Annotated in this window: 24 protein-coding genes; 15 read left to right on the forward strand and 9 right to left on the reverse strand. The window is 58.8% G+C overall.

Translation table 11 applies throughout. The features are described from left to right. Positions 1-249 precede the first annotated feature (249 nt). Genes ACFOSS_RS00455 through galE form a run of 5 tightly spaced genes read right to left on the reverse strand, consistent with a single transcriptional unit; the run spans position 250 to position 5,600 of the window. Positions 250-1,245, reverse strand: a complete 996-nt coding sequence (locus tag ACFOSS_RS00455; RefSeq protein WP_377149787.1) for an aldo/keto reductase — start codon at positions 1,243-1,245, stop codon at positions 250-252. Positions 1,246-1,291: 46 nt separating this feature from the next. Then, the gene (gene galM, locus ACFOSS_RS00460) at positions 1,292-2,329 is read right to left on the reverse strand and encodes a galactose-1-epimerase (RefSeq protein ID WP_377149789.1); all 1,038 of its coding nucleotides are present in this window, start codon (positions 2,327-2,329) and stop codon (positions 1,292-1,294) included. 11 nt (positions 2,330-2,340) lie between these two features. Beyond that, positions 2,341-3,492, reverse strand: a complete 1,152-nt coding sequence (gene galK, locus ACFOSS_RS00465) for a galactokinase (protein ID WP_377150635.1) — start codon at positions 3,490-3,492, stop codon at positions 2,341-2,343. An 18-nt stretch (positions 3,493-3,510) separates the two neighbouring features. Continuing rightward, positions 3,511-4,551 carry a galactose-1-phosphate uridylyltransferase gene (gene galT / locus ACFOSS_RS00470; protein ID WP_377149791.1) on the reverse strand — a complete coding sequence of 347 codons (1,041 nt, stop codon included), beginning with the start codon at positions 4,549-4,551 and terminating at the stop codon, positions 3,511-3,513. Between the two features lie 26 nt (positions 4,552-4,577). Further along, the gene (gene galE, locus ACFOSS_RS00475; RefSeq protein ID WP_377149793.1) at positions 4,578-5,600 is read right to left on the reverse strand and encodes a UDP-glucose 4-epimerase GalE; all 1,023 of its coding nucleotides are present in this window, start codon (positions 5,598-5,600) and stop codon (positions 4,578-4,580) included. A gap of 319 nt (positions 5,601-5,919) precedes the next feature. Here galE and galR point away from each other — a divergent pair, with 319 nt between their 5' ends. The 12 genes from galR (at position 5,920) to ACFOSS_RS00535 (ending at position 16,809) form a co-directional block, all read left to right on the forward strand. Continuing rightward, the gene (gene galR / locus ACFOSS_RS00480) at positions 5,920-6,921 is read left to right on the forward strand and encodes an HTH-type transcriptional regulator GalR (protein WP_377149795.1); all 1,002 of its coding nucleotides are present in this window, start codon (positions 5,920-5,922) and stop codon (positions 6,919-6,921) included. Between the two features lie 403 nt (positions 6,922-7,324). After that, positions 7,325-8,563 carry a maltoporin gene (locus ACFOSS_RS00485; RefSeq protein ID WP_377149796.1) on the forward strand — a complete coding sequence of 413 codons (1,239 nt, stop codon included), beginning with the start codon at positions 7,325-7,327 and terminating at the stop codon, positions 8,561-8,563. A gap of 90 nt (positions 8,564-8,653) precedes the next feature. Continuing rightward, positions 8,654-9,724 (forward strand): glycoside hydrolase family 53 protein, encoded by a 1,071-nt coding sequence (locus ACFOSS_RS00490; protein WP_377149798.1) that lies wholly within the window; start codon positions 8,654-8,656, stop codon positions 9,722-9,724. Positions 9,725-9,837: 113 nt separating this feature from the next. Continuing rightward, positions 9,838-10,953, forward strand: coding sequence for a glycoside hydrolase family 53 protein (locus ACFOSS_RS00495; RefSeq protein WP_377149800.1), 1,116 nt, complete (start codon positions 9,838-9,840; stop codon positions 10,951-10,953). Beyond that, positions 10,950-11,987 (forward strand): glycoside hydrolase family 53 protein, encoded by a 1,038-nt coding sequence (locus ACFOSS_RS00500; protein ID WP_377149803.1) that lies wholly within the window; start codon positions 10,950-10,952, stop codon positions 11,985-11,987. Before ACFOSS_RS00495 ends, ACFOSS_RS00500 begins: the two co-directional genes overlap by 4 nt. Before the next feature lie 714 nt (positions 11,988-12,701). Beyond that, the gene (locus tag ACFOSS_RS00505; protein ID WP_377149805.1) at positions 12,702-12,908 is read left to right on the forward strand and encodes a hypothetical protein; all 207 of its coding nucleotides are present in this window, start codon (positions 12,702-12,704) and stop codon (positions 12,906-12,908) included. A 145-nt stretch (positions 12,909-13,053) separates the two neighbouring features. Continuing rightward, on the forward strand, positions 13,054-13,593 hold the full coding sequence (locus tag ACFOSS_RS00510; RefSeq protein ID WP_377149807.1) for a GNAT family N-acetyltransferase: 540 nt from the start codon (positions 13,054-13,056) through the stop codon (positions 13,591-13,593). A 345-nt stretch (positions 13,594-13,938) separates the two neighbouring features. Then, positions 13,939-14,610, forward strand: coding sequence for a tetratricopeptide repeat protein (locus tag ACFOSS_RS00515; RefSeq protein WP_377149809.1), 672 nt, complete (start codon positions 13,939-13,941; stop codon positions 14,608-14,610). 186 nt (positions 14,611-14,796) lie between these two features. Continuing rightward, positions 14,797-15,177, forward strand: coding sequence for a hypothetical protein (locus tag ACFOSS_RS00520; RefSeq protein WP_377149811.1), 381 nt, complete (start codon positions 14,797-14,799; stop codon positions 15,175-15,177). 202 nt (positions 15,178-15,379) lie between these two features. Further along, positions 15,380-15,577 (forward strand): hypothetical protein, encoded by a 198-nt coding sequence (locus ACFOSS_RS00525; RefSeq protein ID WP_377149813.1) that lies wholly within the window; start codon positions 15,380-15,382, stop codon positions 15,575-15,577. 55 nt (positions 15,578-15,632) lie between these two features. Then, positions 15,633-15,872, forward strand: a complete 240-nt coding sequence (locus ACFOSS_RS00530; RefSeq protein WP_377149815.1) for a cysteine-rich CWC family protein — start codon at positions 15,633-15,635, stop codon at positions 15,870-15,872. Positions 15,873-15,954: 82 nt separating this feature from the next. Next, positions 15,955-16,809 carry a substrate-binding periplasmic protein gene (locus ACFOSS_RS00535; RefSeq protein ID WP_377149817.1) on the forward strand — a complete coding sequence of 285 codons (855 nt, stop codon included), beginning with the start codon at positions 15,955-15,957 and terminating at the stop codon, positions 16,807-16,809. Here ACFOSS_RS00535 and ACFOSS_RS00540 read toward each other — a convergent pair. The 4 genes from ACFOSS_RS00540 to ACFOSS_RS00555 all read right to left on the reverse strand — a co-directional run bounded on the left by ACFOSS_RS00540 (position 16,806) and on the right by ACFOSS_RS00555 (position 21,929). After that, the gene (locus ACFOSS_RS00540; protein ID WP_377149819.1) at positions 16,806-17,819 is read right to left on the reverse strand and encodes a glycoside hydrolase family 53 protein; all 1,014 of its coding nucleotides are present in this window, start codon (positions 17,817-17,819) and stop codon (positions 16,806-16,808) included. The two genes, ACFOSS_RS00535 and ACFOSS_RS00540, sit on opposite strands and share 4 nt — an antisense overlap. A 144-nt stretch (positions 17,820-17,963) precedes the next feature. Continuing rightward, positions 17,964-18,380 (reverse strand): hypothetical protein, encoded by a 417-nt coding sequence (locus ACFOSS_RS00545; protein ID WP_377149821.1) that lies wholly within the window; start codon positions 18,378-18,380, stop codon positions 17,964-17,966. Between the two features lie 119 nt (positions 18,381-18,499). Beyond that, positions 18,500-20,521 carry a methyl-accepting chemotaxis protein gene (locus tag ACFOSS_RS00550; protein WP_377149823.1) on the reverse strand — a complete coding sequence of 674 codons (2,022 nt, stop codon included), beginning with the start codon at positions 20,519-20,521 and terminating at the stop codon, positions 18,500-18,502. Between the two features lie 325 nt (positions 20,522-20,846). Next, on the reverse strand, positions 20,847-21,929 hold the full coding sequence (locus ACFOSS_RS00555; protein ID WP_377149825.1) for an ABC transporter ATP-binding protein: 1,083 nt from the start codon (positions 21,927-21,929) through the stop codon (positions 20,847-20,849). Positions 21,930-22,414: 485 nt separating this feature from the next. On the opposite strand from ACFOSS_RS00555, the gene ACFOSS_RS00560 reads away from it, so the two are divergent. The 3 genes from ACFOSS_RS00560 (at position 22,415) to ACFOSS_RS00570 (ending at position 25,892) form a co-directional block, all read left to right on the forward strand. Then, positions 22,415-23,647, forward strand: a complete 1,233-nt coding sequence (locus tag ACFOSS_RS00560; RefSeq protein ID WP_377149827.1) for an extracellular solute-binding protein — start codon at positions 22,415-22,417, stop codon at positions 23,645-23,647. A gap of 79 nt (positions 23,648-23,726) precedes the next feature. After that, positions 23,727-25,031 carry a sugar ABC transporter permease gene (locus ACFOSS_RS00565; protein WP_377149830.1) on the forward strand — a complete coding sequence of 435 codons (1,305 nt, stop codon included), beginning with the start codon at positions 23,727-23,729 and terminating at the stop codon, positions 25,029-25,031. 12 nt (positions 25,032-25,043) lie between these two features. Then, a complete protein-coding gene (locus tag ACFOSS_RS00570; protein WP_377149832.1) occupies positions 25,044-25,892 on the forward strand; it encodes a sugar ABC transporter permease in 849 nt (282 codons plus the stop codon). The last annotated feature ends 15 nt before the right edge of the window (positions 25,893-25,907 follow it).

The following is a 25,907-nucleotide window of genomic DNA, read 5'->3' on the forward strand; positions in this document are numbered from 1 at the left end:
GTATGCCAGTGGCGATAATAAGACAGGCGCGCGCAGCCCGGTTCGCGGCGTTACTTTCATGTCGATGGTCAAGTATTGATAACCAGATGATTAATAGTAGATTTTTATTTGTTTTTGCCATGAGCAAATCATGTTCATGGCGTTGAGTGCTGTGCAGAAAATAGTGAATTGGCCAGCGCCGTGGTGCGGGAAATAAGCCGTCCGGCCCCGATGTGCGGGCCGGACGACAGCCGCGCGGGAGGCGGGCCTTCAGCGGGCGGCCAGCAGCGCGTCGATCTGCGCCAGCGTCGCGGCATCCAGTGCCGGGGCCTGCACTGCGGCGACGGCGTCCTCAATCTGGCTGACCCGGCTGGCACCAATCAGTGCCGTGGTCATCGCCGGGGTGCGCAGTACCCACTGCAGCGCCAGTTGTGACAGCTTCTGGCCGCGTGCCTGGGCGATGTCATGCAGGGCCTGCAGCAGGCGCAGACGCTCGGGTGTCAGTACGCTGGCGCTGAGGAACGGGCTGGCGCTGGCGGCGCGCGAGTCGGCCGGAATGCCATGCAGATAGCGGTCGCTGAGCTGGCCACCGGCCAGCGGTGAAAAAGCGATGCAACCTATGCCGTTCGCCGCACAGGCCGGCAACGTTGCCGCTTCAACCGTGCGCTCGAGCATTGAATATTTAACCTGATTGATCAGGCAGGGGGCACCCAATTCATCCAGCAGCCTGGCAGCCTGTTGCAACAGCGGCGCCGGGTAGTTCGACAGGCCGACATACAGCACCTTGCCCTGGCGCACCATGTCGGCCAGCGCCTGCATGCTCTCCTCCAGCGGTGTCGCCGGATCCGGCCTGTGGTGGTAGAAGATGTCGAGGTAGTCGACTCCCAGGCGGCGCAGACTCTGATGCAGGCTGTTGAACAGGTACTTGCGGCTGCCGCCATCACCATAGGGGCCGGGCCACATCACGTAGCCGGCCTTGCTGGCGATCACCAGCTCGTCGCGCCAGGGCGCCAGATCCTCGCGCAACAGGCGGCCGAAGGTCTCCTCGGCACTGCCCGGCGGCGGACCATAGTTGTTGGCCAGATCGAAATGGGTGATGCCCAGATCGAAGGCGCGGCGCAGCATGGCGCGGCAGTTGTCCAGATCATTGCCGGCGCCGAAGTTGTGCCACAACCCCAACGCTATGGATGGCAGTTTCAGGCCATGGCGGCCACAGGCGTGATAGGGCAGGCGGCTATAGCGTTCCTCGGCGGGGTGATAGGTCATCGCTGGGCTCCTGAATCAAGAAAGGGCCTTGCGGCCCTGATGTCGGTTAGCGGAAACGATAGCAGATGGTGTGGTCGTAGACCTGTCCGGCGGCCAGCCAGCAGCTCGGTTGCGGCCACTCCGGATGGTGCGGGCTGTCCGGCAAGAACTGCGGCTCCAGTGCCACGCCGCTGTAGTCGCGGTACTCGCCACCATCGCGGGCCGGCGTGCCGGCCAGGTAGTTGCCGGTATACAACTGCAGCGCCGGCAGCGTGGTGGCCAGCTCCAGTGTCAGGCGACCATCGCCCGATGTCAGGCGGGCGGCCCAGTCGTCGGTCTGGGTGCCGGCGGCATCGAGGACGAAACTGTGGTCATAGCCTTTGGCGATTTTTTGCTGCTCATCCTGCAGAAAGTCTTGCGCCAGCCGCTTGGGGTGACGGAAGTCGAAGCCGGTGCCGTCCACGCTGGCGATGTCGCCCAGTGGAATGCCGGCGCCATCGATGGGCAGCATGCGTGCTGCCCGGACCTGCAGTTGATGCTGACGCACATCACCGTTGACGCCGTCCAGGTTGAAGTAGGCATGGTTGGTCAGGTTGACCGGCGTCAGCTGATCGCTGCGGGCCCGCATGCGGACACTCAGGCTGTTATCGTCATCCAGGGTATAGGTGACTTCGATATCCAGGTTGCCGGGGAAGCCCTGATCGCCATCCGGCGAGTTCAGCAAGAAGCGCACATGGCGCAGGCTGTGCTCGAGGATCGACCAGCGTTGCTTGTCAAAGCCGACCTGACCGCCATGCAGCAGGTTGCAACCCTGACTGGCAACCAGCTGGCGGTCACCATTCGGGTAGGGCAGGTGGGCGTTGGCGATACGGTTGGCATAGCGGCCGATCGTTGCACCCAGATAGACCTGCTGGCGGTCATACAACTCGGCATTGGCGCAGCCGAGCAGGACTTCGCGTGGCGCGCCGTCGGCCAAAGGCACCTGACAGGAGAGCCAGGTCGCGCCCCAGTCCATCAGTGTGACCGTCATACCATGACGGTTGTGGAGCGTCACCAGACGGGGTTGCTGCGCATAGCGCATACTGCGGGTGCCTTGAGCGGTCATCGTCTGCTACCTCACACTGTTCCAGCGCCGGCGGACGGCTTGCAGATGTAGATGGTCGGTTGCAGGCCAGACACCTCCGGATAACGCGCCTTGACCGTGGCACAGACCTGTTCGGTCAGGGCATGTGGCACCAGTGACACTATGCACCCCCCGAAACCACCACCGGTCATGCGTACGCCGCCTGCGGTTCCGATCACCGCCTTGATCATGTCGACCAGGGCATCAATCGGCGGGACCGTAATGGCGAAATCATCACGCATTGAGGCGTGGGACTCGGCCATCAGTACCGCCATGCGTTCCATGTTGCCACTGGCCAGGACATCGGCGGCCTCCAGGGTACGGGCGTTCTCGGTGATGACGTGACGGGCGCGCTGGGCCACCACAGGATCCAGTTCGGCGGCACGGGCATTGAACTGCTCGATGTTCAGATCACGCAGTGCCTTGACACCGAAGTGGCGTGCGGCTTCTTCGCACTGGGCGCGGCGGGTGTTGTACTCGCTGTCCACCAGACCGCGGCGGACGTTGGAGTTGACGATGACAACATCATAGCCTTCCGGCATGGCCACGGAGCGGGTCTCGAGGCTGCGGCAGTCGATCAGCAGCGCATGATCCTTTTGTCCGAGGGCGGAGATGAACTGATCCATGATGCCGCAATTGCAGCCGACAAACTGGTTTTCTGCCTGCTGACCGTTCAGAGCGATATCCGCCTGGCTGATATCCAGGTGATTCAGCGCCTTGAACGCCTGTCCGACGGCCACTTCCAGCGACGCGGAGGAGGAGAGGCCGGCACCCTGCGGCACGTTGCCGCTGATCACCAGATCGGCTCCCGTCAGCTGATAACCACGGGCCATCAGGAACTTGACCACACCGCGCACGTAGTTGGCCCACAGGTAGTCAGGATGGGCGACGATTTCATCTTTCAGATCGAAGCTGTCCTGCTGGTTGTCGTAGTCGGCGGCGACGACGCGTACCACCGAGCCCTGACGCGGTGAGGCGCTGATCACGGTCTGGTAGTCGATGGCGCACGGCAGTACGAAACCATCGTTGTAGTCGGTGTGTTCACCGATCAGGTTGACGCGGCCCGGGGCCTGGATGTCGAGGCTTTGGGAGTAGCCGAAGACCTGCTGAAATACGGTCTGGGTACGTTGTAGGAGTGTATGCATGCTCATGCGGTTAATTCCTCAAGCTTGTTCGCGAAAATGGACATCACTGACGCTGCGCAGACGTTCTGCGGCCTGCTCCGCGGTCAAATCACGTTGGGTTTCAGCCAACATTTCGTAGCCGACCATAAACTTGCGCACGCTCGCCGAACGCAACAACGGCGGATAGAAGTGAGCATGCAACTGCCAGTGGCGTGGATCCTCGTCGTTAAACGGTGCACCGTGCCAGCCCATGGAGTAGGGGAACGAACACTGGAACAGATTGTCATAACGGCTGGTCAGTTTCTTCAGCGCCACCGCCAAATCGGCACGTTGCTCCTGGCTCAGCTCCGGTAGACGGCGCACGGCAAACTTCGGTAGCAGCAGGGTTTCGAACGGCCAGGCAGCCCAGTACGGCACCACGGCCAGCCAGAATTCGGTCTCCACTACGGTGCGGCTGCCATCCGCCTGTTCGCGGCGGGCATAATCCAGCAGCAGCGGTGAGCCGTGCTCGGCGAAGTAGTCGCGTTGGGACTCATCTTCGCGGGCCGCTTCATTCGGCAGGAAACTGTTGGCCCAGATTTGGCCGTGCGGGTGCGGATTGGAGCAGCCCATCATGGCGCCCTTGTTCTCGAACACCTGGATCCAGGGGTAGTCACGTCCCAGTTCGGCGGTCTGCTCGCACCAGGTATCGACCACGGCGTGCAGCGCCGGCACACTCATCTCCGGCAGCGTTTTGCTGTGATCCGGTGAAAAACAGATGACCCGGCTGGTGCCGCGAGCACTCTGCAGCTGGAACAGCGGATCGTCAGATTCCGGTGCCAGCGGGGTGTCGGTCATCAGGGCGGCAAAATCGTTGGTAAAGACGAAGGTGCCCTGGTAATCCGGGTTGATGTCGCCGGTGACGCGCTTGTTGCCAGCGCACAGGAAACACTCCGGATCGTGCGCCGGTTTGATGGCGCGATCCGGCTCATCCTGCTGGCCTTGCCAGGGGCGCTTGGCACGATGCGGTGAGACCAGCACCCACTGACGAATCAGCGGGTTATAACGGCGGTGCGGGTGATCGGTCGGTTCAAAATGCATGATTGACTACTTCCAAGAGCGGCCGCTTACGCAGCCGGGTAACCATTCGGATTCTGGGACTGCCAGCGCCAGGTATCGGCGGTCATGTCATCCAGCGTGCGGCTCGCCTGCCAGCCCAGTTCGCTCTGTGCCTTGTCCGGCTCGGCCCAGCACTGGGCGATATCGCCGGCACGACGTGGGGCAATCACATACGGCAACTCGCGACCACAGGCACGGGAGAAGGCGGCCAGCATCTGCAGCACGCTGTAGCCCTGACCGGTGCCCAGGTTGTAGATGTGCACACCTGCGGCGCCATGTTTGGTTTTCAGCGCGGCGACGTGACCATCGGCCAGATCCAGAACATGAATATAGTCGCGAACGCCGGTGCCGTCCGGTGTAGGGTAATCGTTACCAAATACCGCCAGGTGTTCACGGCGGCCGACGGCAACCTGGGCGATATAGGGCATCAGGTTGTTCGGAATACCTTGCGGGTCTTCGCCCATGCGGCCGCTTGGATGCGCGCCCACCGGATTGAAGTAGCGCAGCAGGGTCAGCGACCAGTCCGGCGCGGCGGCGGCAAAATCCTTGACGATGCGCTCCACGGCCAGCTTGCTCTGGCCATAGGGATTGGTCGCCGACAGGGTCGGGAAATCTTCACGGATCGGCACTGAGTGCGGATCGCCATACACGGTGGCCGAGGAGCTGAAAATGAAGGTCTTGACGTCGGCGCGACGCATCGCCTGCAGCAGGGTCAGGGTGCCACTGACGTTGTTCTCGTAGTACTCGAGCGGTTTTTGCACCGACTCCCCTACGGCCTTGAGACCGGCAAAGTGGATGACGGCATCGATCTGTTCGGCGGCAAACACCTTGTCCAGCAGCGCGCCATCGCGGATATCGCCCTGATACAGGCGAGGGCGTTGTCCGCTGAGCTCCTCGATGCGGTCCATGACACTGGGTTTGCTGTTGCAGAAGTTATCCAGCAGGATGGGGGTCATGCCGGCCGCCATCAGTTGCAAGCAGGTGTGGCTTCCGATGTAACCAGTTCCACCTGTCACCAGAACGCGTAACATTTGTGGCTCCTTAAATCATCAACACTCGCAAGAGCGTAAGTTGTGTAATCGCTTACCCTTAAATTTAAGCCCCATTAACCGGTTTGGAAAGGAACTTTTCGCTTGCTTGCGTGATCTAGCTCATAAAATCAGGGAGTTGTGGTCTCGAAGGGGCCGTCAGTTGTGTAACTGGTTGTGAAAATAGTGCAAATACACGGCTGCAAATTGAGCGATGTGCCGTTTTTTGAGAAAAGACAATGTAATGTTTGTGAAACGTGGTTAATATCCCGTCGTGCCTGAGCCTCAGGTGCGTTGTTGCAGACTACGGGATGTATATAAGATGGCCACCATCAAAGATGTCGCTCAGTTATCCGGCGTTTCCGTCGCTACTGTCTCACGGGTGATCAACAATTCACCCAAGGCGAGCAAAGCCTCTCGTGAGGCGGTGTTCAAGGCGATGGCCGAGTTGCAGTACCACCCGAACGCCAATGCCCGGGCGTTAGCGCATCAAAGTGCCGAAACCATGGGCCTGGTGGTGGCGGATGTATCGGATCCCTTCTTCGGTATCATGGTCAAGGCGGTCGAGCAGGTGGCACAGGCCACTGGCAATTTCCTGCTGATCGGTAACGGCTACCACGATGCAGCCAAAGAGAAGCAGGCCATCGAACAGCTGATTCGTCACCGCTGTGCCGGTCTGGTGGTCCATGCCAAGATGTTGCCGGATGATGAGCTGGCGCAATTGATGAGTCATGTTCCCGGCATGGTGTTGATTAACCGCCTGCTCCCGGGTTATGAGAACCGCTGTATCGCCCTCGATGACCGTTATGGCGGCTGGCTGGCCACGCGTCACCTGATCCAGGAGGGGCATACCCGCATTGGCCTGCTCTGCTCCAATCATCAGATTTCTGACTCCCAGGATCGGTTGCAGGGCTATCTCGATGCGTTGAAAGAGCATGGCATCGAAGTGAATGAACGTCTGATCTCCCGTGGCAGCCCGGATGAAGAGGGGGGCGAGGCGGCAATGACCGCGTTGCTGAGCCGCGGCCAGCAGATGACGGCGGTCGTGTGTTACAACGACTCCATGGCCGCCGGCGCACTCTCCGTACTCAGTGATAACGGCATGGATGTGCCGGGCGACATCTCACTGGTCGGCTTCGACGATGTGCTGATCGCCCGCTATCTGCGCCCGCGTCTGACCACGGTGCGCTATCCGGTGACCGCCATGGCGACCCAGGCGGCGGAGTTGGCCGTGGCGTTATCCCACGGCGACATGCCACCGGTGACCACCAATATGTTCAGCCCGACGCTGGTGCGTCGTTACTCGGTGCGTCACCACAGCTGAGCCCGGCGCCAAGGCTCGCGTTATTCCCAGCACAAGGCCGGTTTACACCGGCCTTGTGCTTTTTTATGGCTGTCGAGGCGCTGTCTGCGGCACAGGCCCAGGCATCCTAGGGTGGCTCATCAAATTATGTGTAATCGATCACACTGATAGGTGTCTCGATATAACTAATTGAATCTATTGTTTTTATTTATCTAATGCGCGTGGTGATTGCCTTGTGAGACAGCTGATTGGTGTAATCGTTCGGCTTTATCGACGGATTGATCCTCGTTTTGTGATTTTCATCATGTCCATAGGTGGATTCTTGTTCATATAATCCGTCCGTGCCAGTGAAAGCGTTTACCCTCTGTGCCTGGCCTCGACATCTGTCGACAAGAAAAAACAGTAGATTAACCAAGGAATGTCTATGAAAACCAAACTGATTACCGCGGCAGTGGCCGCCGCTCTGGCGTTGACTGCCACCTCGGCATCCGCCGTCAACTTCACCGGTTATTTCCGTTCTGGCGTTGGTATCTCCAAAGATGGTGCTACCCAGAGCTGGATGATTCCGTACGTTGGTCGCCTGGGTAACGAGGCTGATACCTATACCGAAATCGGTCTGGGTCAGGAGCTTTACAACAAGGGCGGCAAGACGTTCTATGTCGACAGCATGTTCAGCATGAACTCCGATGGCTCCAATGACTGGGAAGCAACCAGCAGTAGCAATGATGCGGTGTTTGCGCTGCGCCAGTTCAATGTGCAAGCCAAGGGATTGATCGAGTCCTCTCCGGAAGCGGTGGTGTGGGCCGGCAAGCGTTACTATCAACGCCATGACATTCACATCATCGACACCAAGTACTGGAACATCTCCGGTGCCGGTGCCGGTATCGAAAACATCAAGGCCGGTGACGGTGCCTTCGCGGTGGCCTGGATCCGCAATGATGCCGACAAGCTGAACGTCAACTACGCGGACCTGCGTTATGCCGGTCTGAAGCCGTGGGAAGGGGCCTGGGCCGAAGTCGGTATCAGCTACGCGATTCCAAATGCCACTGACGCACAGGATGTTCCGGCGACCTACAGCAACTTCGACAACAGCATGATGTTGACCGCCGAGCTGAGCCAATACTTCGCGTCGACCGGGATCAACGAGAAGATTGTGCTGCAGTATGCCGACAAGGCACTGGCGCACAACGTCATCGACCAGGGCGGTGGCTGGTATGACGTATGGAATGGCGATAACTCCGATGCCAAGGGCTGGCGTTTCATCAACGTCGGTGACCTGCCGTATGGCGACAAGTTCATCTTCAACTATGTGCTGACCTATGGTCAGGCCAATGACTACGCCGACTGGACCGACAACACCAAGCTGTTCTCGCTGGTGGGTCGTGCTCAGTACCAGTGGACTGACATCATGAAGACCATCGTTGAAGCCGGTACCTTCGACAAGAAGACCGAGTACACCGCTGGCAACACCTGGAAAGATGGCGGCCAGAAGTACACAGTGGCACAAGCCTGGTCAGCAGGCAGCGGGTTCTGGGCGCGTCCTGAGTTGCGTGTCTACGCGGCCTACCTGAAGGATGGCGGTGACGGTGACAACCTGACCTTCAACGGCAAGACCGATGACAACACCTGGAACTTCGGTGTTCAGGCGGAAGCCTGGTGGTAAGCCGCCACGCGTGCAGCTAACCGACAAGGGGGCGACAGCCCCCTTTTTCTTATCTTTGCCATCACCGGCATCAGGGTAGGGAGCAGGGCGATGAGAAGACCATGGATCATGGCGGGGCTGGCACTGGGCCTGCTCATCACGCCGCCGGCTGGCGCGCTGATTCGCGGGGCCGATATTTCGGCATTGCCGCAATTGGAGGCGGCAGGGGCCAGGTTTGCCGACGATCAGGGGGCGGCAGATCTCCTGGCGATCCTGCAGCGCAATGGCATCAGTGCTGTCCGCTTGCGGGTCTGGAATCCGCACAATCCGGCGGGCGACAGCAGTCCGGCCCAGGTCGTGGCCATGGCCCGGCGGGCGCAGGCACTGGGGCTGGATGTCATGATCGACTTCCACTACAGCGATGGGTGGGCCGACCCAGGCAAACAGGTCATACCGCTTGCCTGGCAGGGGATGACGGTGCCACAGATGACACAGGCATTGGCAACGTTTACCCAGGAGACAATGTTGCAGTTGCAACAGGCTGGCGTCACGCCGAAATGGGTGCAACTGGGCAACGAGATCACCAACGGCATGCTCTGGCCTGATGGCCGGGTGCCTGAGTGGGACAATCTGGCCGGTTTTCTCCGGGCTGGTGGCGCGGCGGTCAAAGCGGTCTTCCCTGACAGCCAGCTGATTTTGCATCTGGATTGCGGGGGCGATAACGCTACCGCCCGACGTTGGCTGGATGCCATCACTGAGCGTCAGGTTCGCTTCGATATCATAGGGCTCTCGTACTATCCGCTATGGCACGGCGCCATGACCCAACTTGTCAGCAACCTCGCGTCGCTGCAGGCGCGCTATCACAAACCGCTGATGGTGGTGGAAACAGCCTATCCCTGGACCCGCCAGAACGGTGATCGTGAGCCTAACATCTACACCCATACCGGCGTGGAGACCGAACCGATGACACCGCAGGGACAGGCGGCCTTTTTGTTGCGCCTGAATCAGGCGCTGGCGGCGGTGCCGGGAACACAAGCGGTGTTTTACTGGGCGCCAGAATGGATCCCGACACCCCATGGCGGGCGATATGCCGTCACCGGATGGGACAATGTCACCCTGTTTGATTTTGATGGCCGTGCCCTGCCGGGATTGGCGGCCTTTGGTCACGGCTCGGCGCCATGATGGAGCGGATTGCCGTCGAGGCCCAAGCCAGAGCGGATGTCGATGCCGCCTTGTCAGGCACCAGCTTGTTGATCGTTGTTTTCTAATGTTTTCTTAGCGATGGAGACGCCATGATGATGAAACCTGTTTTGATGCTGCTGCTTTGCTTGTCCGCCGTGGTAGCGGCACAGGCCGAGCCGATTATCGGTGCTGATATATCCCACCTGCCGCAGCTCGAAGCGGCCGGAGCCCAATTTTATGACCATGACGCCAAGGCGCCGGAAGATCTGCTGGTGATCCTCAAGCGCAACGGTATTAACCGTATTCGCCTCAAGGTGTGGAACGAGCCGGGCAAGTATGCCGAGTTTCCCGCCGATCAGAGCGGGCCGGAAGGCTACAACAACCCGACACATGTCGTAGCCATGGCCAAGCGCGCCCAGGCGGCCGGTCTGCAGGTCATGATCGACTTCCACTACAGCGACTGGTGGGCAGACCCGGGCAAGCAGACCATGCCGGTGGCATGGCGCAAGCTGGATGCGGCGGCCGTCAGTGAGAAATTGTATGCCTTTACCCATGCAGTGATGTTGCAGCTCAAGCAGGCCGGCGTGACCCCGGCCGAGGTACAGGTAGGGAATGAAATCTCCAACGGCATGCTCTGGCCGTTGGGCCGGGTCCCGGAATGGGACAATCTGGCGCGTTTTATCAAGGCCGGCGCGCGTGCAGTCAAGGACGTTTCGCCCAGTACGCGGGTGGTGCTGCATCTGGATGCCGGTGGTGACAACGCGCGTTGCCGACGCTGGTTTGATGCCATGCTGGCACGCGGCGTCAGCTTCGATGTCATCGGACTGTCGTTTTACCCGGTGTGGCATGGTTCACTCAGCGCGCTGCAGCAGAATATGACCGATTTAAGCCAGCGCTATGCCAAGCCGGTGATCGTCGTGGAGACGGCCTATCCGTGGACTACGGAGAACGGCGACGGTCAGAAGAACATCTATACCAGCACTGGCCCGGAAACCTTCCCGATGACACCCGCCGGCCAGCAGGCGTTCCTGACCGCGTTGTGGCAGGCGGTGACATCGCTGCCGGATGGACGCGGCCAGGGGGTGATCTACTGGGAGCCGGATTTTATCCCGCAAGCCGGTGCCGGCTGGAAGGCGGGGGCTGGCGACGAGTGGGACAACGTCACGCTGTTTGACTTTCAGGGGCGTGCCCTGCCGGGGCTGAAGACCCTGGCGGAGGGGGCGCGATGAGGGATTTTATCCGCGGTGCCGACATGTCATCGTTGCCGGAGCTGGAGTATCACGGCGGTCTCCTGCTGGCCGATGGCATCCCCTGTGACGGGCTGGCGTTGCTGCAGCAGGTCGGTGTCAATGCGGTGCGTATCAAGGTATGGAACGAGCCGGGCAGCCCGGATCACTTCCCGTCGAACCAGACCGGGCCACAGGGCTTTAACAGTCCGGAACAGGCTCTGCTCCTGGCTCAGCGCGCCAGTGCCGCCGGTCTGCAGGTGATGCTGGATTTTCACTACAGCGATGGCTGGGCCGATCCGGCCAAGCAGTTCATGCCCCACGCCTGGCAGGGACTGACGCTGCCGCAGGTATGTGATGCCCTGTACCAGTTCACCACTGACCTGCTGCGCGACATGCTGCATGCCGGGGTCAACCTGCACTGGGTGCAGGTTGGTAACGAGATTAGCCATGGCATGGTCTGGCCCCACGGCTTCCTGCCGGGCAACTGGCCGGCACTGGCGGCGCTGCTGCGCGCCGGGGTGGCGGCAGTGCGTAGTGCCGCGCCGACCGCGCAGGTGGTGCTGCATCTTGATGCAGGTTGCGATCAGGATCTGTATCAACGCTGGTTTGATCAGGCGGCGGCGCTCGAAGTGGCCTGGGATGCCATCGGCCTGTCGTTCTATCCCTGCTGGCATGGTGCCTTGTCCGATCTGGCGGCCAATCTTGACCAACTGGCAACGCGCTACGCATGCCCGCTACTGGTAGTCGAGACGGCGTATCCGCGCCAGCTGCACCCGCGGCGCAATGCGCAGTGGCTGCTGCAGCACACCGGCAGCGAGCCTTATCCTGCGACGCCCGAGGGCCAGGCGCAGTTCCTTGCCGCCTTGGGTCAGGTGGTCCGTGCCGTGCCTGGCGGGCTGGGTCAGGGGATCTTCTACTGGGAGCCGGCCTTGTTGCCGTTGCCGGATGGCAGTCGCGGCGTCTGGCAGAATGCCACCCTGTTTGCCGATGACGGTACGGCACTGCCGGGGCTGTCGATGCTGGGGCGGCTCTAGCTCAGGCCGGCAGTGCGCCATGTCGGGATCCCCTCCCGGATGTGTTGCTCCGCTTGCCGGGTGCGGCGCCGGGCTGTCTGGCTCGTCGCGCGCAAGATGGTGTGCCGGAAACGGCTTGCGTTTTGAGGTTGGCGGGATCGGCTGCGCCGGTCCCCTCCCGAGTTGAGCGCGGTGGCGGCTGATTTCGATCCGCCCTCGCGGTGCAAGGTCTGCTAGATCGATAGCGGGCAGCTCCTGGCCACGCTGCTTGCCTTGTCACTGCGGGGCGACGCCATGCTCACTCCCTCGCGATCGCTCTTCTCTTTGCGGCAGCGTGGTCAGTGTGACTCGCGCGGCAGCATCGTCAGTGTGACTCGCCCGGTGCTGTCTGCTGCTGGTGCACGGGTCATCCATGACCTGGCGCGCCCGTTTGCGCAGAGGGTTGACCGACCTGGCATGGCCTGCAACGACAGGCTGGCTCCTGCACTCACGTCAAATGCCCGCAGCAAGGCGTGCGTCGCGGCACGCTTTCCTGAAATAGAGGCCTCGTTTCTCAAACGAACCTGTTTTCTCGGAAAAACGATTGCGCTAGCCTAGGTGTTCACAAGGTCCCGGCGGTTGGCGTTAACCGGCCGCGTGGCACGCGGCATCCGGTTCTCGGCACCGCGATAGCTGCGCCCATGCGCGGTGTTCGTGTATGAGCAAGCAGCTGCGATAACCCTCAGGAGGCAAATCATGCAGGAGACGCAACGTGAGGCGCGTTGGCGGCAGATCAAGGACGTGGCGGCGATGATCTCGCTGTGCTGTTGCGGAAGTGGAGCGCTGGCCGTGTTGTATTGGCACTATTCCGGATGGTGGTTGATTTTGGCACTGGTGTTGGGCTGGGCTTTCTATTATCCGTTTATTCGTGGCTATGTTGAGCGCAACTATTTTGGCCGTTGAGTCTTTGGCGGTTGAGCCCGACCGCGTGGCAACCTGGAGCGAAGAGCCAACATCCTGTTGCCGCGTCGTGGCAGGATGGCCTGCATGCCGTGCGGCTGCTGCTGACGCCATGGTGTTAAGAAAATAATTATGAAAGGGAAAACAGGTGAAATTTGAAACCAGCAGATTAATTATCCGGCCTCCTGTTATCGAGGATGCTGAAGATATTTTTAGAAATTATGCACAAGATAGTGAGGTAACCAGATACTTAACCTGGCGGCCCCACCGGGAATTAAAGGAAACACTCAGCTGGGTTAATTTTTGTGTGCAGAACTGCAATACCCAGAGCAGTGTCATCTTTGTCATTTATGCCAAAGAAACACACGAGACCATCGGCATGATAGATTTCCGCCTGGAGGGGTATAAAGCCCACTGTGGCTATGTCTTGGCAAAAAAATATTGGAATCAAGGCGTGATGACCGAAGCCATGCAACCGGTCATCCATTACCTGGCAACCAGCGGAAATATATATCGTATCTGGGCGGTGCATGATGTCGAGAATGAAGCCTCAGGCAAGGTGTTAGAGAAATTAGGCATGCGCTGCGAAGGTGTGGTCGCCGCATCATTGCGGCATCCTAATATCTCCAATGAGCCCAGAGATGGCGTCTATTATTCGTTAGACTGTCGAACTATAACGGGTGATTGACGTCAGCGGTTTCTGTCAGCATGCAACGGCTAACAGGGGATTAGGTATTAATGTCTTACCGGCGGCGGCTGGTTGTTTGGGTGTGACGGCATTGTGTGCAATGGTCATGGTAATAACAGGCAATGAATAAACGCAGGCCTGTATTTTTGCGTACCTGTTTTGTGTGTTTACAGTTTTACATCGGCTGCCTTGCGATGACATCAATAGGCTGGCATGAGTTGAAAAGGGTGTGTCGATAGCGGTGTTGCTGGCTTGGAATAAAAACAGCACTGGTCAGGTGTGTTCAGTGCAAGATCGTCAAGTCTGCTTGTTAACCGGAAATTGAATAAAGCACGGGAGAGCACAATGAAAATCACAGCGATGGCACTGGCCGTATTTGTCATGAGCCAGGGGGCCTGGGCGGAACCGTATCCGGATCTGGATCCGAAAGGCGTCCTCGTCAAACAGCAAACCGCCGAGGGGGCCAAATACAGTATTGACCAGGTGTATCTGGATGAGATGCTGAAGGCACTGGCGGTGCACGCCAAAGCTTACCCGGTGCGCTTTGATAACGAGGCGGACAAGCGCAAGGCCATACAGGATGTGCTGGTGCTGGATGGCATGCTCTCGGTGATCAATGACGCACCGCATCAGGATCTGGCGATGGTCTTGCGTCAAGCCCAGCTCAATAGCATGGGGCACAATCTGGATATGGCTGGCGCGGCCGAAAAGGCCGACCAACTGTTTCAATCGCTACTGGCGGTCGCTCCCGATAATGCCCTGTTCAATTACGATTATGCACTTTTCCTGGCTGGGTCCGGGCAGGGGGCCAAGGCGATTCCGTTACTGCACAAGGCGGCCGATGCCAAGTTGTATGATGCGTATTTCAGCCTCGGGTTGGTTTATCTGAGCGTCGGCAATCAGGACGCGGCGATTGAAAATCTAAACACCTACAAACGGTTGACCGGACGTCATGCCGAGGCCGATAAATTTATTGCGGCAATCGAGTCGGGTCAGGTCAAGGTCAACGCCCACTAACCAGCGTCGCTGTAGTACGACAGGGCGACCTGGTGCCGGCTCACCTGGTCCTTGCTCATCTGGCGTGTTCAGCGCCTGTGGCCAGCGACCTGGCGCTGTGCCTTTGCGGCAGCGCAAGGCGTGAGCCCCCGGGATGGCAGCCGCCAGGTTGCACCTTGCGTCATTGGTGTTGCCAGTGGAGAGACTATGCGTGCAAGAGTTCAGATCCTGCTGTTGGTCATGCTTGTGCTGTTTCCGCTGCTGTGGCTGGCCGGATCGCATCTGCGCAGCGGAGAGTTGACATGGCAGTGGTTTTGGCCGAATGCGCTCTTTTATCTGGCTCCCCACGGCGTGGTGCTGGCGCTGTGCGCCTGGGCGCCGGCACGGGGGAAACCGACCCTCGTCATGCTGTTGCTCCTCAATCTGCAGTTGGCACTGATCTATGGTTGGGTGCAATGGGTGGTCCCGGGCAACGAGAGCGGATTGGCCTGGTTACTCTATATCCCTGGCTATGCGGTTTGCCTGGCGCTTTATGGGGTTTATCTGGCTTGCTGCGTTGCGCAGCGCAGCCGTCAGAAAACAGGATGATCGTCGATATGCAGGATGAACAATGGCAGCGACTGTTGGAACTTGCCCGAGCCACGCTGGGCAGGGGGCCTCGGCCAGTTGGGCGAGTGACTCCTGATGTGGCTGGACCACGTTTTCCAGTCTGGAACATCAGCTGACTTATTGGGCGCGAGGTGTACCGGATACCGGGGAGCTGCTGGCGGATAGAACCGTCGATGGAGGTTTGTGGCCGCAATCCTTTTATTATCAGGATTTGGCGCACATCATCTTCCCTGCTCGCTTTTATTGGGAACACGTGGTTGCCGGTGTGTTTCAATCAGGCTACAAGATGCAAGACATTGCCCGTCTGTCGGCTGAATTACACAAGGCTGCAATTCCACATCGTCTGACCGGGATGGTGCTGGAGGTGAAGTTCTATTGATGTGAGTACCAGCCAGGAGTGCGTCGCTCTCACTTTAATAATCACGGAGTCATGGATGCAAATCACCGCCATTGAGCCCGATCCATCCCGCTGCCCGCTGTGCGGTCAGGCCAATCACTGCCTGAATCTGGGGGCGCAGGACAGTGCTAGGCGCTGCTGGTGTAACGACCCCGCACTGCGCTTTCCTCCGGCATTGCTGGCGCGAGTAGCGCCGCCATTGCGCGGCAAGGCCTGCATCTGCCAGGCCTGTGCGCGGGCGGCGGCCGATGGTGCAAGCGAGTCGGTTACATCCTGACGCAGGCCCATGTCTGCCAATAACACTGGCCTATACTCATCACGTCAAGGTGAGACCCGCAGGGGGGCCGATGAGACCGGGCATGAATTGGAGAGCGGCTGGATGGTGCCTGCTCTGGCTGTTGGCGCTGCCAGTCCGGGCGCAGCCGTTGGCGCGTCATGCCAATATCACCCTGATTACCGAGGAGTGGCCGCCGTACAACTATGTCGAGCAAGGGCGGCTGACCGGCGTGTCGGTGCGTATCGTCCAGGCGCTGTTGCGCGAGTTGGAACGGGGCGATCCGATCCGGGTGTACCCGAGTCAGCGCGCCAAGCTGTTGCTGGATAGCCAGCCACGCAGCATGCTGTTCTCGATGTTCCGCCCCCCGCAGCGCGAGACGCAATACAAATGGATCGGCCCGATTGGTCACGATGCCATCTATTTCTACCAACGCAAAGGCAGTCCGCTGCAGATCCGTTCGCTAGCGGATGCCAAAGCGGTTCCGGTTATCGCCAGTCGTCAGGCTGGGCTGGTCTTCAACCTGCTCACCGACGCCGGATTCACCAATCTGGATGCGACCGCCTACACCGGGCGTCAGGTGTACAGCAAACTGCTGCGCGGGCGGGCCGACCTGGCCATCAGCGACTCACCGCTCGGGGTGCAATATCAGTTGCAACAGATGGGCGTGCCAGCTGATGCGCTGCAACAGACTCAGGTCAAAGTGGTGGACTCGGATCTCTATATCGCGGCGTCACTGGATTTTCCCGATACGGAAATCGCGCTGTGGCAACAGGCACTAGATCGGCTGAGGGCCCAAGGTGATATCGATCGGCTGTCACGAGAGGGGGCCGGGCTGATGTGGCCGTTTGCTCCCGCGCGCTGTCCTTCTGGCGGTGCTGGTTGCAGTAACCAACAGGGCGGTCTGGGCCGCCCTGTTGTTGACACCTTGCCGCCTTAGTAGTTCAGCAAGAAGGCGTCCAGCGCAGTGGTTGGTTTGCCACTGTTGTCCATCAGCCCCAGGCTGTAGTTTTGCCAGTTCTTGTAGCTTTGCGGCTCCCAGTAGAAGACGCCGAGCCCCTTGCCGTTGGGGATCCACTTCATCTTCTCCAGCAGGCTGGCGATGGTGTCGTAGCTGTTCTTCGGATCATCCCACGGCATGCCAACCTCGACCACCATGACCTCCTTGCCATAGCGCGTCACCATGTCACTGAGGTTGTCGAAGCACTGGTTGTTCATGGTGTACCAGTCGCCGTTGCCGGTCTGGGTCGGGTAGATCGAGGCGCCGACGATGTCCCACTTGCCACCGTTGGCCTTCAGGCCGTCGAACATCCAGCGGTAGAGGCTGTTGTTCTCGCAATTAGCGAGGTGGACGATCACCTTGGTGCTGCTGTTGACTGCCTTGACCGCGTCGTAGCCACTGTTGATCAGCCAGGCGAAGTTTTTCATGTTCACGGAGGCTTTGCCTTCCGGCCACAGCATGCCGTTGTTGGTCTCGTTGCCGACCTGCACCCATTTGGGGGTGATGCCGGCATTTTTTAGCGTGGTCAGCGAGTTATAGGTGTGCCAGTAGACGTTCGACATCAGCTGGTCGAACGTATAGCTGCTCCAGGCTGCTGGCTTGGTCTGGTTGGCCGGATCGGCCCAGGTATCGCTGTAGTGGAAATCGATCATGATGTCGAATCCGGCGGCCTTGGCGCGCTTGGCCTTGGCTACCACATCCGTGATGTTGTTCCAGCCGTTGGCCGGGTTGACCCACACCCGCAACCGGATGGCGTTCATGCCGTGGGCCTTGAGGATCGGAAACAGATCCTGCTGGCTGCCACTGTCGTTGTAAAACTTGTAGCCGGATTTCTCCATCTGCGTCAGCCAGCTGACATCGGCGCCCTTGACCATGGCCTCGGCCAGCGGTTGATACAGGGCCGTCAGCGCCAGTACGGCGGCGGCGAGGGTGTTGCACTTCCACGTCATTGTCTATCCTCCAAACCTGTTGTTGTTTTGTCGGACGCTTGCTGCGTCCTGTTGTCAGGCAATGAACGGCTTCTGCCTGCGTGGATGCGCTATCCCGTCGGCGCATACACTCAGGGGCGGGCAGGGCTGCCCGCCGCGAGGGGATTAGCCCTTTTTCACCGTAACGGTGATCTTGTTGGCATCACGACGATCCAGCGTGAAGGTGTAGCTGCCGTCGGCGTCCGGCGTGAATTTCATGTCACTCCACTGATAACCGGCCTTGACGACCACAGGCGTGTCCAGCGTGACTTTGGCGCTTGGGTCGAACTGGCCGTAGGTGGTGTCACCCTTCCACTTCTCATCGGCAAATTTGAACTTGTAGGCACCGTGGCTGGCTTGCAGCGTGACCTTGGCCACCAGAACGCCGGCTTCGCTTTCGATCAGTTGGGCTTCCTTCGGCGCTTCCCAGTTGTTCATTTCGCCACGCAGGAACAGCGGACGGGTCGCGGCACTGTCATCGGCGGAGAAGGCGGAGAAACTGCACAGCAGCAGGCTGGCCAGCATTACGATTTTTTTCAACATGTTGATTCTTCCTCTGAATAAGATGATGCAAACCGGCCTGCGAACCAGGCCTGGTGAGATGTCGCGAACAACGCCTCACCAGGCACGGCCGGAGCGGGAAGCCCCCGCTCCACCGGGTGTTACAGGGTGAAACGGCGAACCAGTTCCCGTTGCGTGGTCGACAGCTGCTGCAGCTGATCGCTGGTATCGGCGACCTGGTCGATCTCCTTGCGGTTTTGCTCGGCGATCTCGTTGATGGTGTTGAGATTGCGGGCGATTTCGGCACTGGTGCACTGCTGCTCTTCGGCGGCGGCGGCGATCTGGCTGCTCATGTCGGTCACCTCCTGCAGCGCCAGCGAGATGGCATCCATGGCCTGTTTGGCCTGCTCACTCTCGTTGGTGCAGGCACTCATCGCCTGACCACTGACACGGATGGCGTCGACGGCGGCTCCGACGCTCTGCTGCAGGGCGTTGATCATGTTCTGGATCTCGGTGGTGGCGTCGGCGGTACGCCGTGCCAGGCTACGCACCTCGTCGGCGACGACGGCAAAGCCTCGGCCCTGCTCGCCGGCGCGGGCGGCTTCGATGGCCGCGTTCAGCGCCAGCAGGTTGGTCTGCTCGGCGATCTGGCTGATGACATCCAGGATGCCGCCGATATTGACGCTGAGACCATGCACCTTCTCGATCACCTGTTGCGAGGCGTTCAGTTCATTGGCCAGACGATTGATGCGCTGGATGTTGCTGTCGCTGATCTGCCGGCCGGCATACGCCTGTTCGGTGACGCGCACCACGGATGTCATGGACTGATTGGCGGCTTTGGCGACATCCGCAACCGTGTGTTCCATCTCCACCATGGCGGTGGCGACGCTGGCTGTTTCCAGGCGTTGCTGCTCCAGTTGGCGGTTGGTTTGCTGCAGCGTAGTCTGATTGCGCTCGGCGACGACGCCCAGCTCGTTGGCGCTGTCGACGATCTGCTCCAGCATGTTGCGCATCTGGGTCGCCAGGGCATTGATGCCGCGGGCGAGATGACCAAATTCATCAGACTTCTGATAGGCGATACGCTGCGTCATATCCCCCTCGGTCAGGCCTTGCAGTGCCGACAGTGTCAACTTCATCGGCTGGCGAATGGCGGCGATGACCCGCCACAACACGACGATCGCCAGCAGCAGTGACACGGCAAGGCCAATCACCAGTGCCAGCTTGAGTTGGGTCAGTACGCTGCCGGTCTGGGTGACGGATTGCTGCAGGCGATTGTCGATCACGGCATCGACATCGCTGAGCTCGGCGAGCACGGCATCGATGATACGGGCCGATTGCTCGCTCTGGTTGCGCAACTGCTGACTCTGTTCGGTCAGTTGCAGGTGGTGGGCCAGCAAGCCGTTGTCGGCAGTGGTCTCGTGCAGCAGGGTGTCGAGTTTTTTGCCGACCGTCGCCTCAAAATCGATGCTGCCACCGAAAGCACTCTCCTGCTCAGCCAGTGCCGCTGCCAGTTCCTTGCGCTGGGCCAGCACCTTGCTGGCGAGATGGCGGTTGGCTTGCAGGCGCTGACCTACCGTTTGCGGATCATGCTGATTCAGCGATTCCTGGGTATTGCTGACCAGCAGATCCAGATTGTCCATCAGCGAGCGGCTCAATCCGACGGTGTAGTGAGCGCCGAGGGTTGAAACCAGCATCGTCAGATCGGCGTTGAACTGTTTGCCGGTGGTGGTCAGGGTATTCTGTTTGAGCAAGGCGGCCTGCTGTTCCAGGTTGGCCGCGTAGTCCTTCACCAGTTGCTGCGCCTGTTGCCAGTAGATTTGCTGTTGTTCGCTCAGTGAGGCCAGCTTGTCACTGACGCCCTCGACGCTGCCTGCCGTGGTCTTCAACCGTTCTAGTTCGCTATCAAAGTGCTGCTGCCAGGTTTCCAGCTGGCTCATATCCCGCCGCACGGCTTGGGGTTCTTGCTGTGTCAGCAGGTTGCGCAGCTGTTTGTCTTCGGAGAACAGGATACGAGTGACGGCGCGGCTCTGCACCAGCGTCGGAGCGACCTCGCTGGAGAGGGTTTCCACCTGACCGCCCAAGCGCAAACCGGCTTGCCAGGCCATCAAGACGACCAGGATCAGCAGCAGTATGATGATGCCGAAACCGGCGGCGATACGCTGAATGATAGACATGCTTCTCATAGGGTACTTCCTGTTATCGATTACACGCCGTGTATTGCCGCGGGCGTGTAGAGTGTTTGTTGATAACCTTATGTTTTACATATATAAAATTTTATTGTTATTTTTTGCTGCGCTAATGCTGAGCAGCGAAAATGGATTGTCGTGTAACCGTTTATAATTTTTGTGTAAATTACATCATCGCCGTGATGGAGAGGAGTAGTTCTGTACCAGCTTGCGATCCTGCTCTCATTCTGTTTGTCTGCTGGCGACAGCGGAGTTTAATGGGGGGGCTGCAAAGAAAAAGCCCTGCGCAAGGCAGGGCCGAATAGGGGCGAACTGTGAGTGATCAGGCGCTGATGCGGGTACCATCCTCGTTAAAAATCAACGCGTTTTCAGGGTTGAAATGCACTGTGATGGTCTGGTACGGGTGGAAGGCATTGTCCCCTGGCAGCAACATCTTGAAACCATCAACTCCTTCGCATTGACCGAACAGGTAGGTGCTGTTGCCCAGACGTTCCACCACTTCACAGTTGAAGGTCATGCACAGATCACCTTCGCCCGGAATGATGTGTTCCGGACGCAGGCCTAGCGTGATGCTATCACCGGCTTTCAGCTCGGCGGTCACGGTAGCAATCTTCAGCATGCGGTGATCGGCCAGTTGCAGTGTCACGGCATTAGGCTGCCATTCGATCACCTTGGCAGGCAGGAAATTCATCTTCGGTGAGCCGATAAATCCGGCAACGAAGCGATTGACCGGCTTGTAATACAGCTCCATCGGAGAACCAACCTGTTCCACCTTGCCGTAGTTCATGACCACAATCTTGTCGGCCAGCGTCATCGCTTCGACCTGGTCGTGGGTCACGTAGATCATGGTGGTTTTCAGCTCCTGGTGCAGCTTGGCGATGTGCAGACGCATCTCGACGCGCAGCTCGGCATCGAGGTTGGATAGCGGTTCGTCAAACAGGAACACCTTGGGATTGCGGACGATCGCCCGGCCGATGGCGACACGCTGGCGCTGGCCGCCAGACAATTGCTTCGGTTTGCGATCCAGCAAGTGTGAAAGCTGCAGTGTCTTGGCTACCATCTCGACCTGGTGCCGGATCTGATCTTTCGGCACGCCGTTGACCTTCAGGCCATAACCCATGTTCTCGGCGACGGTCATGTGCGGGTAGAGCGCATAGGACTGGAACACCATGGCAACGCCACGGTGGGCTGGCGCCACATCGTTGACTACGGTATCACCGATAGCGATTTCACCATCCGAGATCTCTTCCAGACCGGCGATCATACGCAGCAGCGTGGACTTGCCACACCCGGACGGGCCAACGAAGACGGTGAATTCGCCGTCTGCAATATCCAGATTGACGTTGTGCAGGGTGACGGTATTGCCGAAGCGCTTGATAACCTTGTTTAATTTGATGCTTGCCATTGATAACTCCTTGATAATCAAACCATTACCCGCCACCACAGTCACGAACTCCACGCCGGAGCAAAACAGGTGAGGCGGGTATGCACCCCAAGGCTGATACGCGAGGCGGCGCCTTGCTGCTGTTTGTGAGGCCACTATAACAGCGCTGTGTAATCGCTTGCACTAACCCCTGCTATTTTTGTGCATAAGATCACAGCTCCCACATCTTCTGGTGGCAGATATAGCGCCATACCCGTAACGTTACAGCATGTAGTGTAAACGCTATCCCATTTGTATCCAGCAGACGGTGTCTGAACGGGTGGTTGTCCAAGGGGGAAGCCGTTGCTCCTGGCAATTCCGAGCGCATTATGCGGCGGATTGGAGCACGACTGAGGGGGTTGTTTCAGTTGTTTACACTGGGTTTCACAGGGTAACGCAATCACTGATTGCCATAACAAGACAAAACAGGCTCCGGCCTGGCAACCAACAACACTGAAGGAGCAACAATGAAGATCAAAACGCTGACCGCTGTTGTCATGATGTCTCTGGGAATGGGTCTCGCCGCTCAGGTTGCGCATGCCGCAGACGGTGAACTGCTGGTATGGGAAGACATCAAGAAGTCCAATGGCATTGCGGATGCGGTCAAAGCATTCGAAGCCAAGTACAACGTCAAGGTCAAGGTTCTGGAAAGTCCGTTTGCCCAGCAGATCGAGAAGCTGCGTCTGGATGGTCCGGCCGGTATCGGCCCGGACGTACTGGTGCTGCCGCATGACCAGGTCGGTACCGCTGTGGTTCAGGGTTTGATCTCCGAACTGAAGGTGGATGCGGCTTACCTGGACAGCTTCACCAAGCCGGCCGTGGACGCCCAGACCTATGAAGGCAAGCTGTACGGTATCCCGAAGGCAGTTGAAACCATCGTCATGGTCTACAACAAGGATCTGCTGCCGAAGGCGCCGGAGAAGTTTGATGATCTGTATGCCTTCTCCAAGGAACAGCGTGCTGCCGGCAAGTACGGCCTGCTGGCCAAGTTCGATGAAATCTATTACGCCTACGGCGTACTGGCAGGCATGGGCGGTTACGTCTTCGGTCAGAACAGCAACGGCTCGCTGAACGTCAAGGACATCGGTCTGGCCAATGCCGGCGCCATCGATGCGGTCAATTACATCAAGAAGTTCTACGCCGATGGCGTGTTCCCGAACGGCATCGTTGGCGACACAGGTGCCAATGCCATCGACTCGCTGTTCACCGAGAAGAAGGCCGCCGCTGTCATCACGGGCCCCTGGTCATTCCAGCCGTACAAGGATGCGGGCGTCAACTACGGTGTCGCACCGTTGCCGGTGCTGCCTAACGGCGAGCACATGCGCTCATTCCTCGGCGTGAAGGGCTACAGCGTTTCTACCTACTCCAAGAACAAGGAGCTGGCACAGAAATTCATCGAGTTCATCAACAGTGCCGATAATGCCAAGGTGCGCTTCGAGAAGACAGGTGAAATTCCGCCAGTGAAGGCGCTGATCGATGATCCGTTGATCAAGAACGACGAGAAGTCCCGCGCGGTCGCCATTCAGGCCGGCTACGCCGTGCCGATGCCGAGCGTTCCGGAAATGCAGGAAGTCTGGTCTCCGGCCAACAGCGCACTGCAACTGGGCGTCACCGGCAAGCAGGACGTCAAGGCCGCGCTGGAAACGGCCGTGAAGAACATCAATATGCAAATCGAAACAAACCACGCCGCCAACGAATAATTGGCGTAGCGCGGTAGTGGAAAACATGGGTAGCCAGTCGTTTGAGTTACCCATGTTCTTTATGGATAGGAGGTGAATTGTGGTTGTCGATTCCAGCAGCGTATCTTCGGTCGGTGCAAAATCCCAGCATGCCAAGTTGGCTGCACTGTGTGCGCTGGTTCCCGGCCTGGGGCAGTGCTACAACAGGCAATGGGCCAAGGGCGCAGTGTTCTTTGTCCTGCTGGTCTGCTTTGTTAGCGTATTTCATGATTTCTTGCAGACGGGCTTCTGGGGCCTGTTTACGCTGGGCACCGAACTGCCGCGTGACAACTCCGTCTTCCTGCTGGCCAAGGGGATTATCAGTGCCTTGGTGGCCTGTTTCGGGGTAGGGGTTTATCTGCTGAGCATCCGTGATGCCTATGTCTGCGGCCAGCGCCGTGATCAAGGTGAACAGCTGCATGGCATCCGCCGTCAGTACCAGATGCTGCTCAGTGAAGGCTTTCCATACCTGATGATCACGCCAGGATTCATCCTGCTGGTGTTCGTCGTGGTGTTTCCGATTCTGTTCGGTTTCTCCATTGCCTTTACCAATTACGACCTGTACCACACACCGCCGGCCAAGCTGGTGGATTGGGTCGGCATGAAGAACTTCTTCAACATTTTCCGTCTTGATCTGTGGCGTACCACCTTCTTTGACGTGCTGCAGTGGACCGTGATCTGGACGCTGATCGCCACCACGCTGCAGTGTACTGTCGGTGTATTGCTGGCCATCCTGGTCAACCAGAAGGATCTGCGCTTCAAACCGCTGATGCGCACCATACTGATTCTGCCGTGGGCGGTCCCGGGTTTCGTGACCATTCTGGTGTTCGCCGGCATGTTCAACGAGACTTTCGGCGTCATCAACAACGGTATTCTGGCGGCGTTCGGCATCGAGCCGAAGCACTGGATGACGGATCCGTTCTGGACCAAGACCGCATTGATCCTGATGCAGACCTGGCTGGGTTTCCCGTTCGTGTTCGCGATGACCACCGGGGTACTGCAGGCAATTCCGGATGATCTGTATGAAGCGGCCACCATCGACGGCGCCAACGCCTGGCACAAGCTGACCACCATCACGCTGCCGCTGGTGCTCTACTCGATTGCACCGATCATCATCACCCAGTACACGTTCAACTTTAACAACTTCAACATCATCTACCTGTTCAACAACGGTGGTCCGGCCGTCGCCGGGTCCAATGCCGGCGGGACCGATATCCTGGTCTCCTGGATTTACAAGCTGACGATGTCCTCTTCGCAATACGCGATCGCAGCCAGCATCACGATCCTGCTGTCGATCTTCGTCGTGGGTATCGCATTGTGGCAGTTCCGCGCCACCAACTCCTTCAAGCAAGACGACATGGTGTAACGGGAGCGCGTCATGAGTAAGCACAGTGTCAAAAAGAGTAATTTCATTCGTCTGAGCCTCTCCTACCTGCTGTTGGCAGCGGTGGCGGTGATCATCATCTACCCGCTGATCTGGACCATAGGGGCGTCGTTGAACCCGGGCAACAGCCTGCTCAACACCTCGATCATTCCGGAGAACTTCTCGTTCCAGCACTACACCGAGTTGTTTGACGGCTCCATCGACTACAGCGCCTGGTACTGGAACTCGATGAAAATCAGTTTCCTGACCATGATCCTGACGCTGGTGAGCGTCAGCTTCACCGCCTACTCGTTCTCCCGGTTCCGCTTCCGCGGCCGGCAGAATGGTCTGATGCTGTTCCTGTTGCTGCAGATGATTCCGCAGTTCTCCGCGCTGATCGCCATCTTCGTGCTGGCGCAGATGCTGGGTCTGGTCAACAGCCATCTGGCACTGGTACTGGTCTATGTCGGCGGCATGATTCCGATGAATACCTACCTGATGAAGGGCTACCTGGACGCGATCCCCAAGGATCTCGATGAATCAGCGCGCATGGACGGTGCCGGTAACTTCCGCATCTTCATCGAAATCATCATGCCGCTGTCCAAGCCGATCATCGCCGTAGTCGCCCTGTTCTCGTTCACCGGCCCGCTGGGTGACTTCATTCTGGCCAGTACCATTTTGCGTACTCCGGACAAGTACACGTTGCCGATCGGACTGTACAACCTGGTTTCCCAGAAGATGGGGGCCAGCTACACCACCTACGCGGCCGGCGCTGTGCTCATCGCCGTACCGGTTGCGATTCTCTACCTCTCCCTGCAGAAGTACTTCGTCTCCGGCCTGACGGCTGGCGGTACCAAGGGCTAACAACAACAGGAAGCG

This window comes from Pseudaeromonas sharmana, from assembly GCF_042649925.1.
In the GTDB taxonomy this organism is placed as follows: Bacteria; Pseudomonadota; Gammaproteobacteria; order Enterobacterales; family Aeromonadaceae; genus Pseudaeromonas; species Pseudaeromonas sharmana.